18 protein-coding genes are annotated in these 15,415 nt (G+C 31.0%); 6 read left to right on the top strand and 12 right to left on the bottom strand.

Annotated elements, in window-relative coordinates; translation table 11 throughout:
* The 4 genes from V5787_RS00090 to V5787_RS00075 all read right to left on the bottom strand — a co-directional run.
* A partial coding sequence (locus tag V5787_RS00090; protein ID WP_336891259.1) for a transposase occupies positions 1 to 131 on the bottom strand: 131 nt, incomplete at its 3' end.
* A gap of 490 nt (positions 132 to 621) precedes the next feature.
* Entirely contained in the window at positions 622 to 2,421 is a 1,800-nt protein-coding gene (locus V5787_RS00085) for a DUF2807 domain-containing protein (RefSeq protein WP_336891258.1), read from the bottom strand.
* A 22-nt stretch (positions 2,422 to 2,443) separates the two neighbouring features.
* Positions 2,444 to 4,012: a PspC domain-containing protein gene (locus tag V5787_RS00080; protein ID WP_336891257.1), complete on the bottom strand. Its 1,569-nt coding sequence runs from the start codon at positions 4,010 to 4,012 to the stop codon at positions 2,444 to 2,446.
* Positions 4,005 to 4,349 (bottom strand): PadR family transcriptional regulator, encoded by a 345-nt coding sequence (locus V5787_RS00075; RefSeq protein ID WP_336891256.1) that lies wholly within the window; start codon positions 4,347 to 4,349, stop codon positions 4,005 to 4,007. Before V5787_RS00075 ends, V5787_RS00080 begins: the two co-directional genes overlap by 8 nt.
* Before the next feature lie 279 nt (positions 4,350 to 4,628).
* Between V5787_RS00075 and V5787_RS00070 the strand changes: the two genes are divergently transcribed.
* Positions 4,629 to 5,096, top strand: a complete 468-nt coding sequence (locus V5787_RS00070) for a DUF4442 domain-containing protein (protein WP_336891255.1) — start codon at positions 4,629 to 4,631, stop codon at positions 5,094 to 5,096.
* A gap of 97 nt (positions 5,097 to 5,193) precedes the next feature.
* Here V5787_RS00070 and V5787_RS00065 read toward each other — a convergent pair whose 3' ends face one another.
* The 4 genes from V5787_RS00065 to V5787_RS00050 are packed head-to-tail and all read right to left on the bottom strand — an operon-like array spanning position 5,194 to position 7,208.
* The gene (locus V5787_RS00065) at positions 5,194 to 5,904 is read right to left on the bottom strand and encodes a DUF4369 domain-containing protein (RefSeq protein ID WP_336891254.1); all 711 of its coding nucleotides are present in this window, start codon (positions 5,902 to 5,904) and stop codon (positions 5,194 to 5,196) included.
* Between the two features lie 24 nt (positions 5,905 to 5,928).
* Positions 5,929 to 6,738 carry a Cof-type HAD-IIB family hydrolase gene (locus tag V5787_RS00060; RefSeq protein ID WP_336891253.1) on the bottom strand — a complete coding sequence of 270 codons (810 nt, stop codon included), beginning with the start codon at positions 6,736 to 6,738 and terminating at the stop codon, positions 5,929 to 5,931.
* An 18-nt stretch (positions 6,739 to 6,756) separates the two neighbouring features.
* Positions 6,757 to 6,924, bottom strand: coding sequence for a DUF4177 domain-containing protein (locus V5787_RS00055; RefSeq protein WP_336891252.1), 168 nt, complete (start codon positions 6,922 to 6,924; stop codon positions 6,757 to 6,759).
* Between the two features lie 50 nt (positions 6,925 to 6,974).
* Positions 6,975 to 7,208 (bottom strand): DUF1456 family protein, encoded by a 234-nt coding sequence (locus tag V5787_RS00050; protein WP_336891251.1) that lies wholly within the window; start codon positions 7,206 to 7,208, stop codon positions 6,975 to 6,977.
* A gap of 61 nt (positions 7,209 to 7,269) precedes the next feature.
* Between V5787_RS00050 and V5787_RS00045 the strand changes: the two genes are divergently transcribed.
* A complete protein-coding gene (locus V5787_RS00045; RefSeq protein ID WP_336891250.1) occupies positions 7,270 to 7,974 on the top strand; it encodes a M15 family metallopeptidase in 705 nt (234 codons plus the stop codon).
* Here V5787_RS00045 and V5787_RS00040 read toward each other — a convergent pair whose 3' ends face one another.
* Positions 7,975 to 9,081 (bottom strand): DNA alkylation repair protein, encoded by a 1,107-nt coding sequence (locus tag V5787_RS00040; RefSeq protein ID WP_336891249.1) that lies wholly within the window; start codon positions 9,079 to 9,081, stop codon positions 7,975 to 7,977.
* Positions 9,082 to 9,095: 14 nt separating this feature from the next.
* Entirely contained in the window at positions 9,096 to 10,238 is a 1,143-nt protein-coding gene (locus V5787_RS00035) for an acyl-CoA dehydrogenase (RefSeq protein ID WP_336891248.1), read from the bottom strand.
* Positions 10,239 to 10,359: 121 nt separating this feature from the next.
* Between V5787_RS00035 and V5787_RS00030 the strand changes: the two genes are divergently transcribed.
* Positions 10,360 to 11,415, top strand: a complete 1,056-nt coding sequence (locus V5787_RS00030; protein WP_336891247.1) for an anhydro-N-acetylmuramic acid kinase — start codon at positions 10,360 to 10,362, stop codon at positions 11,413 to 11,415.
* Positions 11,416 to 11,471: 56 nt separating this feature from the next.
* On the opposite strand, the gene V5787_RS00025 is transcribed toward V5787_RS00030, so the two are convergent.
* Positions 11,472 to 11,801 (bottom strand): hypothetical protein, encoded by a 330-nt coding sequence (locus V5787_RS00025; protein ID WP_336891246.1) that lies wholly within the window; start codon positions 11,799 to 11,801, stop codon positions 11,472 to 11,474.
* 492 nt (positions 11,802 to 12,293) lie between these two features.
* Here V5787_RS00025 and V5787_RS00020 point away from each other — a divergent pair, with 492 nt between their 5' ends.
* Both V5787_RS00020 and aroC read left to right on the top strand, forming a co-directional pair.
* Complete coding sequence (locus V5787_RS00020) at positions 12,294 to 13,316, top strand: COX15/CtaA family protein (RefSeq protein ID WP_336891245.1); 1,023 nt, start codon at positions 12,294 to 12,296, stop codon at positions 13,314 to 13,316.
* Positions 13,317 to 13,406: 90 nt separating this feature from the next.
* Positions 13,407 to 14,468, top strand: coding sequence for a chorismate synthase (aroC, locus tag V5787_RS00015; protein WP_336891244.1), 1,062 nt, complete (start codon positions 13,407 to 13,409; stop codon positions 14,466 to 14,468).
* A 2-nt stretch (positions 14,469 to 14,470) separates the two neighbouring features.
* Here the strand turns inward: aroC and V5787_RS00010 are convergent, their stop codons facing one another.
* Positions 14,471 to 15,154 carry a hypothetical protein gene (locus tag V5787_RS00010; RefSeq protein WP_336891243.1) on the bottom strand — a complete coding sequence of 228 codons (684 nt, stop codon included), beginning with the start codon at positions 15,152 to 15,154 and terminating at the stop codon, positions 14,471 to 14,473.
* Positions 15,155 to 15,284: 130 nt separating this feature from the next.
* On the opposite strand from V5787_RS00010, the gene V5787_RS00005 reads away from it, so the two are divergent.
* Positions 15,285 to 15,415, top strand: a 131-nt coding sequence (locus V5787_RS00005) for a transposase (RefSeq protein WP_336891259.1), incomplete at its 3' end; no start/stop codon positions are given.

Below are 15,415 nucleotides of genomic sequence, written 5' to 3'. Positions count from 1 at the left end.
TTTGTGCCACAACATTTACTACATATAAAACCTTCAGGCCATTTTATTTTTGCCAAATAAGCTTTACAAGCTTCATCATTTGGTAGTTCTTTTATAAAACTCAGTATATTTTGACCTTGAAAAACATCCATATCTGTTATATTTAAGGACACTAAGATACAGAAACTAAATGACTAACTCAGTAAAATGATATTCCTTGATCGTTTAAGCTAGACAACTTACAGAACAACAAGCACTCAAGTACAAGCCTGCTAAGAATATAAGCTAAACTAATTAATAAAAGAGTTAAATAGATGTTGTTGCGTTTTTTTAAAATTTATAAACATTTTTAAATTTGAATCCTCTCAATAAATAAATATTCTGAAAATTAAAACAAGCTAAAAAATTAAATTAATTTTAGATGTAAAAGAGCCTTACAAAAGGCAAGTGAAATAATATGACATGATACTTGTGAAATTTAGGTTATACTTGTAGATTTAGGTATTAAGAGAACCCAATTCTGAGGAACTCTCGTTTATTGTGAATTTTATTGATGTTGACATAAGTAAATACACAAAATAATTACGGCTTTATATAGTTTAATTGGTGTAATTACTTTTACAAGGTGTTGACTTTTAGTACTTATTGCTTTACGTTTAAAAATATATAAAATCCGATGAACATTTTATTCCATTTTGCTTGACTGGTTTCTCGATAATAAGATTTTTTAAATATTTTTCCTGCAAACTTAATTATTTTGCCTTCGTTTAGTTTACTTAAAGACTCCATAGAAACAAAAAAGTCATTTTTGAAAATCAAATCATATTCAGATAAATCAACTGATATTAATCCGTCTTTTACTTCGGCCTGAATAATTATATTTTCTTTATTTATTCTTTTATTTGGAATACCATTTTTAAGATCGTAAAAGTTAATTCTTAAATTTAAAATTCCATTTTCATTTTCTACAACAACTATATTAAATGTTTCAATTATTGTAGGTTTTTTAATCGTTACTTTTATTCCTATTTCAGTTCCAGCCTCAATACTACTAGATGACACAGAACCGAAAAATATTTTTTGTTTTTTGTTTCCTAAAATTTTTAATTTATCTTGTTTATTACGAACTACATTTTCATCAAGTTCCGATATATTTTCTTGCAACATTATAGTTCCTAAATCAACAAAATCTTTAATTGCTATAGTTTTACTATTATAGCCAATCATTGAAAATTTTAATGAATCATTTAGATATGCATTTTTCAGTTCTAACATAAATTCACCTTTGTCGCTTGAAACAGTTCCGATATCTTTATTTGATATTCCAATATTGACATAAGCTAATGTGTCTTTTGAACTAAAGCTTAAAACATTTCCAGAAATTATTTTTCGAGAAAAAGAATTAACTCCTCCTACTGTCGATTTTTTTCTTTGTGTCTGCTCCAAATCTCCTTTATATTTAATCCTTGCGGCACTACTGGATTTTGCATTTAGTTTTTCTGTAGCAGCTAGCACTATACGTGAGCCACTACTAGCCCTAGCTATTACATTCTTAGCTTTTAGGTTGTGGGCTTTTATAGATGAACCACTACTAGATATAGCCGTTAAATTTGTTGTCGTTCCACTTAATTTAATTGTAGAGCCACTGCTAGAATTAGCCGTTATATCAGTTGTCGTTCCACTTCGTTTAATTATTGAGTCAATGCTAGAGTTAGAAACTAAATTAACACCTCCTACAGTCGATGTATTTCTTTGTACGTTATTCGAGTCTCCTTTATATTTAATCCTTGCGGCACTACTGGATTTTGCATTTAGTTTTTCTGTAGCAGCTAGCACTATACGTGAGCCACTACAAGCCCTAGCTATTACATTCTTAGCTTTTAGGTTGTAGGCTTTTATAGACGAACCACTACTAGATGTAGCAGTTAAATTTGTTGTCGTTCCACTTAGTTTAATTGTAGAGCCGCTACTAGAGTTAGAAACTAAATTATTCGTACCAACTTGTAGGTCTACCAAAGAACCACTTGAAGATTTAACAATTATGTGTTCACCAAATAAAGTGTTTTCTGAAATAACTTTTGCTCCTGAACTAGCAGAAATACTTGTTATTTTTTTTGTGGATAAATATACCTTTATTGGCTTATAGTTTTTTATATTTGATTCAGAAAAAACATGTAACGTTCCATTTTCCATCTCTGTTTTAATGAATTTTTGCAAGTTTTCTTCAGCTTCTACTTGAATTTTTTCTTCAGTACTTATAGTAATATATACGGTGATTCCTTTTTCAACTTTAATTTTGGTATAAGCTTGAGGACGTTCTCTTTCTTCTGTGCTAATAATTTTATTTCCTTTAGTTGTCTTACTGAAAAACCCTGATGCGCAACTTGTTAAAGCAATGATAGCAATTAAAAATAATAACGTTTTTTTTATTTTTTGTTTCATAGTGTTTTTTGCTTATAAAATATTAATTGTCACAATCTGTACATTCTAAGCCAAAAGGCTGCATTTTAAACGTATGATTTGGAATCTTATATCGGTTCATATCTGATGTCGTTTCTATACCGCCTAAAAAGCTTTTTGTAGAGTTGGTAAAGTGAACATATGTGTTTTTTGGAACAGCAATAGTAATAACAACCTTTTCATTTTTGTCTATACTCGTCTCTGGACTTAAAAAATACCCGTTAAGTTCAATTGTATTATCCGTTACAAAATACTGATATTCAATTTTATTTGCATTTTGGTTCGCTATATTTCTGTTGTTTCCCTGTGATAGACGCCTTATTTTAACCGTAGCGGCATCGGTATCATTGTAAACAACATCCACTAAAACATTATTATTGTATAATTTTCTAACATCATGATCGTAAACATATTCTTGGTTTTTGTTTTGTATTAGGTTTTGCTTGAAAAACAGATCATCATTGTTTATCATTTCTATATGTAAAGTATCTTGTACTTGGTATGTAAATGGTAGCTCTTTGTGTTTAGAGCCCTGAAATGCTTTTGCAGTGGTTTGTTCAATCCCCGTAAATATCAACGCTAAAATTGCTATAATCCATATTCCTAAAAGAATAAGTGAGGTAGGTTTGTTTAATCTCTTCACAGAAGAAGAAAGAATCCTTAAACCTAATAAAAATAAAAATAAAAAGGGAAAACCAATGGATATAAATACAAGAGCAGCTAGTGTCCAATGTGGAATAAGCGAGCTATGTATAAAAGAAGAAAAACTTGTGAAGTTATTTGACACCCCAATAAATTCCATACTTCCTAAAGAGAATACACCAATAATTAATCCGATCAAAACTGCTGAGGCAACAAATAGTAGAAGCACTCCAATAAACTTTCCAATAACATTAAATATTGCGAGTATTATTTTGCCTAAAGTGTCTAAAAAATTCTGAAAACTTGTTTTAGCCTTGCTATAGTCAGCGTTTTTAATTTTGTCACCAACATTATTAAATTCGGTTCTAATTTTTTTTTCTATATTGTCTATATTTACAGCTTCACCTTCCATTTCTAGTTTTTCTGCAGTTGTACGAGCCCCTGGAAGAAGAATCCATAAAATAATATAAATAGGTACTCCAAACCCACCTGTAATGGTAAGTAAAATAAAAATTAAACGTATCCAAATAGAATCAATTCCTATATAATGACTTAAACCGGCAGCAACTCCTCCTAAAAACTTATGATCATTATCACGGTATAATTTTTTTGTATTAGAGGTTCTTGATCGATGCCTTTTTTCGGCATTAGAAAACTCCTCTGTATGATCTCCATAATCTTCTGGTTGCCCCATGATTTTTATGATATTATTTATATCCAATTCATTGACAACTTGCCTTGAATCTTTTATTTTTTCAGATAATAGTTCGCTAATTCTAGCTTCAATATCTGCAATAATTTCATTTTTTCCCTTTGGATCATCGCTCAATGATTTCGCAATAGAATCTAAGTAATCCTTAAGGACTTGATAGGCCATTTCATCAATATGGAAAAAGAATCCTCCAAGATTTATGTTTATAGTTTTATTCATCTTTGTTGTTTTTTTCGCTTGTTACAATGTTTACTGCTTTGGTTAAGTTATTCCATGTTATATTGAGTTCTTTAAGAAAAAGCACTCCGTTTTCAGAAAGAAAATAATATTTTCTTGGAGGTCCAGAAGTTGATTCTTCCCATCTATAGTTCAATAAACCTGCGTTTTTTAGTCGGGTTAGTAATGGGTAGATGGTTCCTTCAACAACGATCATTTCTGCATCCTTTAAGGCGGCTATAATCTCAGAGGTATATGCATCTCCCGATTGTAGAATAGAAAGAATGCAGTATTCTAGTACTCCTTTTCTCATCTGTGCTTTTGTGTTTTCTATCTTCATATAAAAAAGTTTTTATTTAAAAAAATATTGACGGTCTCACTTGTTGCTTTCATCACAATTTACTTTAGTTCATTTTATGGCACAAATATACATAATAATCAGGTATTATGCAAAACATAGTACTATTTATTTACGCTACTGTTTTAATATTATCATAGATTCTCAGTGTTTGTCGAATATTTCTGGTGATTAAAAAAGTGATGTTTTTTCTATAATTGTAATTTTAAAAGATAAATGAACTAAAATTGTCTTAATAAATATTTTTTTTAACTTACATAAATGAAATTTACTCCAACAATTTTAAATCGTTTTGTGTTGTTTAAAATTCCATCTGCTTATTTTTCTGGAGTTAGGGTAGAAAGTATTACTGATGATAAAACATCAATATCTGTTCGGCATCGATGGATCAATCAGAATCCGTTTAAATCGATGTATTGGGCTACCCAAGGAATGGCTTCTGAATTAGCAACGGGCATATTAATGATGAAAAGCATTTATAATTCAGGTAAAAAAATTTCTATGCTAGTTGTAGCGCAGAAAGGAGAATTTCTAAAAAAAGCAAAAGGAAAAATCGTATTTGACTGCACGGATGATGGTAAAATACAAACTGCAATAGATAAAGCTATAACATCAGGAGAAGGACAAGAATTGATATTGATATCGAATGGAGTTGATGAAAGTGGTGAAATTGTTTCCAAGTTTGAATACCACTGGAGTATTAAAGTAAAGGACTCCAAAATAACATAAAAACATGACCAATAGAAGTGTTAGCTTAACCCAAAAAGGTAATCTTAAACGGAGTTAAGTGTTAATGGTGATTGCGTAGATTAATAGTTGATTATTGCTATTCCTTCACTTCATCTGCTTTTATTTTTTCAATAAATGAATTCAACTCCTTTCCATAGCTAGAGTTTTTAATTTTTTCGGTTAAAGAGTTGTTGATTGTGTCTAATAATTTAATATTTGCATCAGATAACTGTGTCAATGCAATATAAGGAGCTACTTCAGAGTCTGAATTGTTTAAGGCAAAGTTGGTAGTATATAAGTATTTTCTACGTAATAAATTTTTAGATTTTGTAACTAACTTGTCTATTTTCTCTTGGTTTTTTTCCTTTTGTGCTTCAAAATTCTCTTTAAGCATTTCTAAATTTTGATATTGGAATTGAGAAGAAATTTCATTGTACTGATCTAAAATTTCTTGGTTTTTTGAACCTGATATTTTAGCATGAAAAACAAATCTATCTAAATTAGTGTTGATTGTAATTTCACCAGGCTCACCGAAAAAAGGAATTGTTTTTTCATTGTTCTTGTTTAACGATAGAAAATGCAATTCAGATGCGTTTATTTTGGACTTTAAAGAGTATAAACCTGTCCCTTCTAGATAGATAGAATCTACAGTAGAAAGGGTTCCATTTTCTATTTTCTGTAAAAACAATGTTCCCTTTTTTAAACCTTTCACCTCACCTTTAATCACCATGATATTTTTAGAATTATCTTGACTACAAGAAGCTAACAAAACAGTTGATAATATTGTGCTAAGGATTAGGTTTTTCATTGGGTTCAATTTTAAGTTGGTCATTTATAAATATTTTTCAATAGCTTTTGCTACTCCATCATTATGGTTTGTGTCTGTTATATCATTGGCAATTGCTAAAACTTCTTTTTTGGCATTTTGAACAGCAACACCAATCTTAACGGCATCTAGCATTTCAATATCGTTATAATTGTCACCAAATGCAATACAATTCTCTAGAGACAAATCTGAATAGCTATTTTCGAGTAATGTTTTGATACCTGTTAGTTTAGAAATCTCTTTATTCGCAATTTCTATATACGTGTCTTTAGACCGATACAGGTGTAATTCTTCAGGGAAGGCTAAAGTAAGACTTTCCATAACAATGTCTAGCTCTTCTTTATCTCCCATACACATAACTTTATGAGCACCTTTGTTTGTCGATTTCCAATTTTCTAAAACGGCTTCAATAGATTTAATTTCAGGTGTAACCTTGGTGTTATTCTCTTCTCTTTTTGCCCAGAAATCCATTTCTTCAACATACCAATCATTATTATTGTATAAGCTGATATGAAATTTTTTTTCAGTGTTTAATGCAGTAATTATTTCTAAGATAGAACACGGAATTTCAGTAGAATGTATACTTTTATTATCAACTAAAACTAACCCTCCATTATAACAAATAATAGGCGTGTTTTTAATATTCAAATCCTTTTGGATATGATACATTGCACTTGGCATTCTAGAAGAAATTAGAACAAAAGGAATGTCTTGTTCGTTGATTCTTGCTACTTCCGTTTTTAGAGCTGAAGATGGAACTCTTTCTTTGTTTAATAAAGTTCCGTCTATATCTGTAAAGGCAATTTTAATGCTCATAAAAAATATTTACTAGTTTTAAGATTTATCTTTTTCTCTTTCTAAAACAGCCTTTACCACACCTCTGTGAACAAAAGTGTTTACCATTCTCCATCCCGTTTTGGCATAGCTGTTTATAAGATCTTCAAAGTCAACGTCCTTTTTGATTGGCGTACTTTTTTGTTTGATAAATTTATATTCTTTCATTAGGAATAGGTTTAACGGACTAGGTTGTTATTAATGCGAAGATGTTTAAGTTATTTCTTTTTTGGAGGCATTGGTCCTCTTTTGTAAATAATCAATCCATTTAAGAAATTACGCAAAAACTGATCCTTACATTCCATAAATTTTGGGTGCTCTTCATTTCTATATAAAGCGTTAATTTCACTTTTTGTCACCTTAAAATCAACCAACGCCATTATTTCAACGATGTCAGTATCTTTTAATTGTAAGGCAACCCTAAGTTTTTTTAGAATATCGTTATTTGTCATAATTCTTAATTGAAATGCAAATATAGTTAATTAGATTTGTTGAAATTGATTTTTTATACATATGAAAGGAAACAAACATTTTTACAGACAAAGAATTATTATATTTTTATTTATGATCTCATTATTCAGTTTTGATTCACAAAGTCAAACTGCTTTAAGACCAAAAGGATTTAAAGATGTAAAAATAGAAATACCTTCTGTCTTATTAGAAATAAGGTATTTTGGAACTCATAATTTTATTGGAAAGCCTATTGATGGTTATCATAAACCTCTAGCAATTTTATCAGAGGAAGCTATCCAGAAATTAAAAAAGATTCAAGCCGAATTGAAGAAATTGGATTTGGGCTTAAAAATTTTTGATGCTTATCGACCTCAAAGTGCAGTTGATTCTTTTGTGAGTTGGGCAAAAGTCGAAAGTGACACTTTAATGAAGGCAGAGTTTTATCCTGAAATTGACAAAAAGGATTTGTTTAAATTGGGATATCTAGCTACTAGATCTGGTCATACACGTGGAAGTACAGTCGATTTAACCTTGGTGCATTTAGAGACAGGTAAAGAGTTAGATATGGGAAGTCCTTATGATTTTTTCGGGAAAGCTTCTTGGACATTTGATCGTTCTGCTATAGATAATATAAGAAAAAACAGATTGCTACTTCGGGGCCTAATGTTAAAAAACAACTTTAAGCCTTATCAATATGAATGGTGGCATTTTACTTTAAAAGAAGAGCCTTATCCAAACACTTATTTTAACTTTCCAATAGAATAATTATTTGTTTAATTGGAAGTTGTCCGTTTCCTTTTCAACTCCGTTGATTACCAAGCTTACTTTGTGGATGCCTGTATAATATTTTCGGGTACTGATTATTTTAAAAGAATGTCTACGTTTATAATATAGTGTTTCATTTGCAGTAAGGTTACGTTCAGATATTTTAAAGATTTTTTTTGATAATTTCCCTTTGGCTAATAAAAAATAGATAAAATATTCTAATCGAACTTTTTGGGCTTTATTGCTTTTGTTTTTAATAGAAAATGTAAAGCAGAGATAATCACCAATACAAACTTTATTTTTAAGTAGATGGATTACTGTGGTTTCAAAATTTGTAACATCCCCATAGCCAAATAATTTTAGCGCATCTGAATTTCCTTGTTTGAGTAACGTTCTCGCTGCATGTTTTACTAACCAGTTTCTTTCTTTAGAAACACCTATCCACTTTTTTAATAGGCTAAGAATTTTGCTAGGATGATCTTTAGAAATATCATTTATGTTATTTGCAACACTCCTACGAACAAATAATGAGTCGTCGTCTTTTAAATTCTCAAGAACTGGAAAAATAAGACTCGGGTTTATTTTTAGAAAAGGAATCCCCATTCCCCAAGGCAATCGAGGTCTACAACCTTCGCTTGCCAATCTTCTTACTGAAGGATGATTATTTTTGCTCCAATTGTTTAATGTTTTAAAAACATATTCGGGGTCTTTGATGATAAATGGTCGTATGGCAAATTCACAGCTAGCCAAAATAGTCACTTTTTCAATCGCAATTAAAGATTCTTTCAGATGTTCCAATCCATATACTTCAATATAATCACAAAGAACTAAATACATAAAAGTATCTTGCTTATTTTGATTGATTCGAATGTCTTCTGAAATGGCTGTGATATAATTCAAATTAATCGGAATTGAATCCGTCAACTGTTTATGTAAAGAATGTGCAATATGTTTTATACGAGGTTTTAATTCAAGATTCTCCCAATTATCATCAAAGACAGCATTTATAAAATGATTTTTATTGAAATTTGGAATATGCTTATTGCAAACCTCGGAGAAAGGAACAATAAATCCGAGGTTAAACATATTTTTTAAAGGCTCTGCCATGTTGTTTAATTTACTTAATCTTTTAAAATAGCTCTAGAAATAATAATTTTTTGAATTTCTGAAGTTCCTTCGTAAATCTGAGTGATTTTGGCATCTCGCATCAACCGTTCCACATGGTATTCTTTTACAAAACCATATCCTCCGTGAATCTGAACGGCCTCCGTAGTAATTCGCATTGATGAGTCTGCACAGAATAATTTAGCCATGGAGCTGGATAAATCATAATTCAACCCTTGATCTTTGTCCCAAGCGGCTTTTAAACAAAAAAATCTTCCTGCTTCTATTTCTACGGCCATATCAGCTAATTTAAAAGCAATAGCTTGATGTCTACTTATTTCTTTTCCAAAAGTTTTTCGTTCTTTGCTATATTGCAATGCTAGTTTATAAGCTCCGGATGAAATCCCAAGCGCTTGTGCTGCAATTCCAATTCTTCCTCCAGATAAGGTTTCCATGGCAAATCGAAAACCAAAACCATCTTCACCTATTCTATTTTCTTTAGGAACTTTAACATCCGTAAATAATAAAGAGTGGGTGTCTGAGCCACGGATCCCTAATTTGTTTTCTTTTTTTCCGACTTTAAATCCGGGGCTGCCTTTTTCAATAATAAATACATTAATTCCTTTATGTCCTTTTGAAATATCTGTTTGAGCGATAACCAAATAAACACTCGCATTTCCACCATTTGTAATCCAGTTTTTCACACCGTTTAAAAGATAATGATCTCCTTGATCAATTGCAGTCGTTTTTTGAGAAGTAGCATCGCTACCCGCTTCTGGTTCACTCAAACAAAAAGCCCCAAGGACTTTACCACTTGCGAGAGGTTTTAAATATTTTTGTTTTTGTTCTTCTGATCCATATTTTTCCAAACCCCAACAAACCAAAGAATTATTTGCAGACATAATAACTCCAGCAGAAGCGTCTATTTTAGAAATTTCTTCGATTGCCAAAACATAAGAAATGGTGTCCATACCTCCTCCTCCGTATTCTGGTGCCACCATCATTCCCATAAAACCGAGTTCCCCCATTTTTTTAATTTGCTCATGAGGGAAAGCTTGAGCTTCATCTCGTTCAATAACTTCAGGTAGTAATTCTGTTTTTGCAAAATCTCTAGCTGCATCTCTAATCATGATGTGTTCTTCTGTTAGCTGAAAGTCCATAGGCTTGTATTTATATTAGAAAAATAAATATAAGGAATTTTAAAAGTTGTTTTAATTTAAAAGATGATTTTTCAGCATAATCATTCTAAAAAACTACATTTGTTAACCTAATAGATTTCTTATGATGAAAACATCTTATTGTATTGGAATTATGTCTGGAACCTCATTGGATGGAGTAGATCTGGTCTACGTGAGGTTTGGTGGTACTGAGAAGTATGATTATAAAATTATTCACAGCAACACATATAGCTATTCAAAGCAATGGATTTTGTTATTAAAATCGGCTTTTGAAAAACAGCCTTCTGAACTCAAAGAGTTAGATAAGAATTATGGAGTATATATTGGAAATCTTGTAAATGACTTTATTCTAGAAAACAAAATAAAACAAGTAGACTTGATTGCCTCTCATGGACATACGGTTTTTCATAAACCAGAAGAAGGCTATACATTGCAAATAGGATCTGGAACTGAAATTGCAAAAATCACAAATAGCAAGGTTGTTTTTGATTTTAGAACACAAGACGTGAATTTAGGAGGACAAGGGGCACCATTGGTTCCGATAGGTGATGTCTTGCTTTTTGCAGAATTTGACTATTGTTTAAACCTAGGAGGATTTGCTAATATATCTTTTGACGAAAAAGACCTAAGAAAAGCTTATGATATATGTCCTGTAAATATAGTCATGAATTTTTATATGAATAAGATAGATCAGGAATTTGACGATAGAGGTAAGTTGGCAAAAACAGGAAAGATTGATAAAACGTTGTTAAAAAAATTAAATTCAGATTTTTATTACCAATTAACACATCCTAAATCACTTGGTTTTGAGTTTGTAAAAAAAAATGTAATTCCTCTGATTGATTCATATGAATTAGAATTGAAAGATATTCTTAGAACATTTTTAGAACATGTAGCTTTTCAAGTCGCTCAAGTAATTTCTAAAGAGGGTAAAGTGCTAGTTACTGGTGGCGGAGCTTATAATGATTTTTTGATAGAGAGAATAGACCAATTAACATCCGTAGAATTAGTAATTCCTACTGCTGAATTATTAGAATTTAAAGAGGCTTTAATTTTCGCATTGTTAGGCTTCTTAAAGGTTGAAGGAAGTAATAATTGTTTAAAGAGTGTTACAGGTGCCACAAAAGACCACAGTACTGGAGTCGTTATTGAAGCCTAGAGCGAACCACTAATTAAGACCGCTAAAAATAACAGCACAAATCAATTTTACTGCTTTTATGCTCGTAAGACTTTCCTTTTTAGTACAGCATTACTTGCTTGTCTATTTACAAATAATAAACCATATTGATTTACCAACTCATAAAACGGAACACAACTAAAACCACTATCCGTTCTTATAACAATTTCCACCTCAGGATAAGTTGTCCAAATCTTGATTGTAATTCGTTTTAAGAATGTTTGTCCAAACTTTTTTATCAACTTATGACCATATTCTAGTTTTTCAAGAAGTATTAGAGATCCATCTGTACTGATTTCTGAGGCTGAAAAATCAATAAAGAGAGTTGTGTTTCCCTGTAACACCAATTTTATTTTTAAATGATGCAATAACAATTTGGAATGTTTTTTTTTAGATAAGCAATAAAAATTGAAGCATAGCCCCGTTACGGTTTTGTTTTTGTATGAAATATGAATGAAAAATAAACAAATTTAATGCGTCATTTAAATGTTAAAATGGTATAAAATAAAGTATCTCTATTACTCACAATTGAGTGTTTATTAAAATGTTATTTTGCTTGTTTGCACAATAAACCTAACACTTTACATCCAATTTCATCTGTTTATAATGAATTTTATGGACTAACTCTTGATTAACATTCGAAGGTTAAAACTAACATTTCATGTCACTCTTATTACAACACCAAACACTGACTACCAACACAATACACGAACACCATAAGACTTAAACAATCAAATAAACAGAGAGTTTTTTCTCGTGAAAAAGTGTGATTTTTCCTTGTTATGCCCTGATAAAAAGTTTTAAATTGGTAGCAATTCGTTCATTTATTCTTAATTTTGTCTATTTAAATATTTCTTCTTTTGAAAAAACACTTTAAAAGCATCGTAAAAGCAGCATTGATTTCTGTGTATATTATTTTTATTGCAGGATCTGTAGTGAGAATGACCGGAGCTGGAATGGGTTGTCCTGATTGGCCAAAATGTTTTGGATATTTAATACCTCCAACGGAGGAAGAACAGCTGCAGTGGCATCCAGAAACTGGTTATGCAAAAGGGGTTATCATTATTAAAGAAGAGGCACTGCTTGTTTCAAAACAAGATTTTACAAGTTCTCGTTATTTTGAATCAACGCAATGGGAGGCTTATACCAAACATGAATACGCAATTTTTAATGTGTATCATACTTGGACTGAATATGTCAATCGTTTGTCCTCTGTAGTGGCTGGCTTTATATTTTTGTTTCTTTTGGCAGGTGCTTTGAAATTTTGGAAAGAAAACAAAAAAATTACCATTTTGTGTTTTGCTGCATTTTTCTTGATGCTGTTTGAAGCGTGGCTAGGAAAAACCGTTGTTGATTCGGTACTAAAACCTTCTATAATCACCATTCATATGATTGCGGGATTGTTGATTATAGCTTTGTTGATAAAAGTTTTACATATAATTTCCGAGAAAAAAACAGCAAAAAAGTCTTACAGTAGGTTTTTTCAAATTTTATTGGGGCTTTCTATTTTACTATCAGTAATTCAGATTGCATTGGGAACTCAAATAAGGCAATTTGTCGATGAGCAGGTGAAGATTTTTGGTTTTGAAAACAAACAAATGAGTTTGTACAATCCAAGTATGAAATTCTATATACATCGATCCTTTAGTGTGGTTATTGTTTTGTTGAATTTTTTAATTTATTATAAAAATGAAACGTTGAAGTTGAAATTTAAATTGCCGAAAATAATTATATTGTTATTGGTTTTTGAGATTATTTCAGGTATGTTGATGTATTATAGCAACTTTCCCTTCGGAACACAAACGGTTCATCTATTATCTGGGGCTTTGTTATTTGGAACTCAGTTTTACTTATATCTACAAAATTCAACTTTAAAATTTTAGTGTTAAATGTGAACTTTATAACTTGGTCAGTTGAAAACAATCAAGTTAATAATTACAAAACTTTTTTCTAACTTTGCAAAAAATATTTTTATGTCAAATTCATTTGGAAAACTCTTTAAAGTAAGCACTTTTGGTGAATCACACGGATCAGCAATTGGAGGTGTTATTGATGGATGTCCTCCAGGTATTGAATTAGATTTAAAAGCAATTCAAAAAGAATTAGATCGAAGAAAACCTGGGCAATCTAAAATTGTAACTCAGCGTAAAGAACCAGATGAGGTGGTTTTTCATTCAGGAATTTTTGAGGGTAAAACAACAGGTGCATCTATTGGTTTTTTAATACCGAATACAAATCAAAAATCGAGAGATTATTCTCATATAGCTACAACATTCCGTCCTTCACATGCTGATTATACATATGACAAAAAGTATGGAAATAGAGATTATAGAGGAGGGGGGAGAACATCTGCTCGTGAAACTGCCAATTGGGTAGTCGGAGGAGCTGTTGCAAAACAAATGATTCCAAACATAAAAATCAATGCCTATACGTCAGCGATTGGGAATATCAAACTTGATACTCCATACCAAGAGTTAGATTTTGATCTAATTGAATCAAACATCGCTCGTTGTCCTGATGCTAAAATAGCGGAAGAGATGATCGAATATGTCTCTCAAATTAAAAAAGAAGGAGATACTGTAGGAGGAGTTGTAACCTGTGTAATTAAAAATGTACCTATTGGACTTGGTGAGCCAATCTTTAATAAATTACACGCTGCTTTAGGGCAAGCGATGTTGTCTATCAATGCCGTAAAAGGTTTTGAATATGGAAGTGGCTTTGCTGGTTCTGTAATGAAAGGAAGTCAACACAATGACTTGTTCAATTCTGATGGTTCTACAAAGACAAATAGATCTGGAGGAATTCAAGGAGGAATTAGCAACGGAATGGATATCTATTTTAAAATAGCCTTTAAGCCTGTTGCCACTTTAATTCAAAAACAAATGACCATCGACAAAGAAGGCAATGAAGTTGAGATGATGGGGAAAGGGCGTCATGATCCTTGTGTGGTACCAAGAGCAATCCCAATTGTTGAGGCAATGGCTGCCATGGTAATGCTAGATTTTATGATGCTAAATCAAGCAAATAAATTTTAAGCTTATAAATCGAAATCTGAAATTTTAACATCTTTATTGATTACAATAGAGCGGGTTTGGAATTCTATTTTGTTCTTTCCTGCAATTAATAAAAGACGAGTAGGAAATAACAGCCCTTCTATTTCAACATATTTTGAAAAATACAGTTGTTGTAAAAAGGGTTTCCCATCTTTTTCTTGAATGCTAACGCCTTTGCGTTTTAATCCAGAATCAACAGAATAATATACTTTTGTGTTTTCGATTTCTAAAACATAACAATTTTGTTGCTCTAATTTTTCAATACCAATATATTTAGCAGTTTTGAGGTAGTCAAACTCAGGGAAGATACTTCTGTTTTTTTTGTGCCGTTTTAATTCTGCTTTATTAAATTCTGTTTCTTCATATTGTTGAGTGATAAGTCCTTTTTTTCCGTTAAAAGTGTTTTTAGAAACAACTTTTCCTCCATATTCCATTGTTGTAGTAGAGAGGTTAGGAAGCATTAATTTTTTTTTGAGAATAATTTCATTATCTTTTAGTTTCCCGACAGATTCCGAAGAAAAAGTGTGGATTTGTTTTGCTCTTTCCTTTCCTCCAATGGCATGGAAATATCTTTCTATAACCGTATTGATGATATCTTTTTCTTTTTGAGCATGGTTTTTTAAACTTACAAATAAGCAGATAAATAGAAGAGTGTTAAATGTTTTCATAGGTTTGGTGTAGATTGTAAAGATATAAAAAAGAGAATTGAAATCTCTAAGCTCCATCAACACTCTATAAAAATAAAATCTGAGTTAGTCATTTAGTTTCTGTATCTTAGTGTCCTTAACTATAACAGATATGGATGTTTTTCAAGGTCAAAATATACTGAGTTTTATAAAAGAACTACCAAATGATGAAGCTTGTAAAGCTTATTTGGCAAAAATAAAATGGCCTGAAGGTTTTATATGTAGTAAATGTTGTGGCACAAA

Source organism: Flavicella sp. (assembly GCF_037132785.1).
GTDB lineage: Bacteria > Bacteroidota > Bacteroidia > Flavobacteriales > Flavobacteriaceae > Flavicella.
Note: the sequence above shows the minus strand (reverse complement) of the source record. Positions and strands in the feature narration are given on the sequence as shown.

Excerpts from the sequence above, each read along its gene's own strand:
- V5787_RS00085 (WP_336891258.1), bottom strand. The coding sequence starts at position 2,421 with ATGAAACAAAAAATAAAAAAAACGTTATTATTTTTAATTGCTATCATT.
- V5787_RS00080 (WP_336891257.1), bottom strand. The coding sequence starts at position 4,012 with ATGAATAAAACTATAAACATAAATCTTGGAGGATTCTTTTTCCATATT.
- V5787_RS00075 (WP_336891256.1), bottom strand. The coding sequence starts at position 4,349 with ATGAAGATAGAAAACACAAAAGCACAGATGAGAAAAGGAGTACTAGAA.
- V5787_RS00070 (WP_336891255.1), top strand. The coding sequence starts at position 4,629 with ATGAAATTTACTCCAACAATTTTAAATCGTTTTGTGTTGTTTAAAATT.
- V5787_RS00065 (WP_336891254.1), bottom strand. The coding sequence starts at position 5,904 with ATGAAAAACCTAATCCTTAGCACAATATTATCAACTGTTTTGTTAGCT.
- V5787_RS00060 (WP_336891253.1), bottom strand. The coding sequence starts at position 6,738 with ATGAGCATTAAAATTGCCTTTACAGATATAGACGGAACTTTATTAAAC.
- V5787_RS00055 (WP_336891252.1), bottom strand. The coding sequence starts at position 6,924 with ATGAAAGAATATAAATTTATCAAACAAAAAAGTACGCCAATCAAAAAG.
- V5787_RS00050 (WP_336891251.1), bottom strand. The coding sequence starts at position 7,208 with ATGACAAATAACGATATTCTAAAAAAACTTAGGGTTGCCTTACAATTA.
- V5787_RS00045 (WP_336891250.1), top strand. The coding sequence starts at position 7,270 with ATGAAAGGAAACAAACATTTTTACAGACAAAGAATTATTATATTTTTA.
- V5787_RS00040 (WP_336891249.1), bottom strand. The coding sequence starts at position 9,081 with ATGGCAGAGCCTTTAAAAAATATGTTTAACCTCGGATTTATTGTTCCT.
- V5787_RS00035 (WP_336891248.1), bottom strand. The coding sequence starts at position 10,238 with ATGGACTTTCAGCTAACAGAAGAACACATCATGATTAGAGATGCAGCT.
- V5787_RS00030 (WP_336891247.1), top strand. The coding sequence starts at position 10,360 with ATGATGAAAACATCTTATTGTATTGGAATTATGTCTGGAACCTCATTG.
- aroC (WP_336891244.1), top strand. The coding sequence starts at position 13,407 with ATGTCAAATTCATTTGGAAAACTCTTTAAAGTAAGCACTTTTGGTGAA.
- V5787_RS00010 (WP_336891243.1), bottom strand. The coding sequence starts at position 15,154 with ATGAAAACATTTAACACTCTTCTATTTATCTGCTTATTTGTAAGTTTA.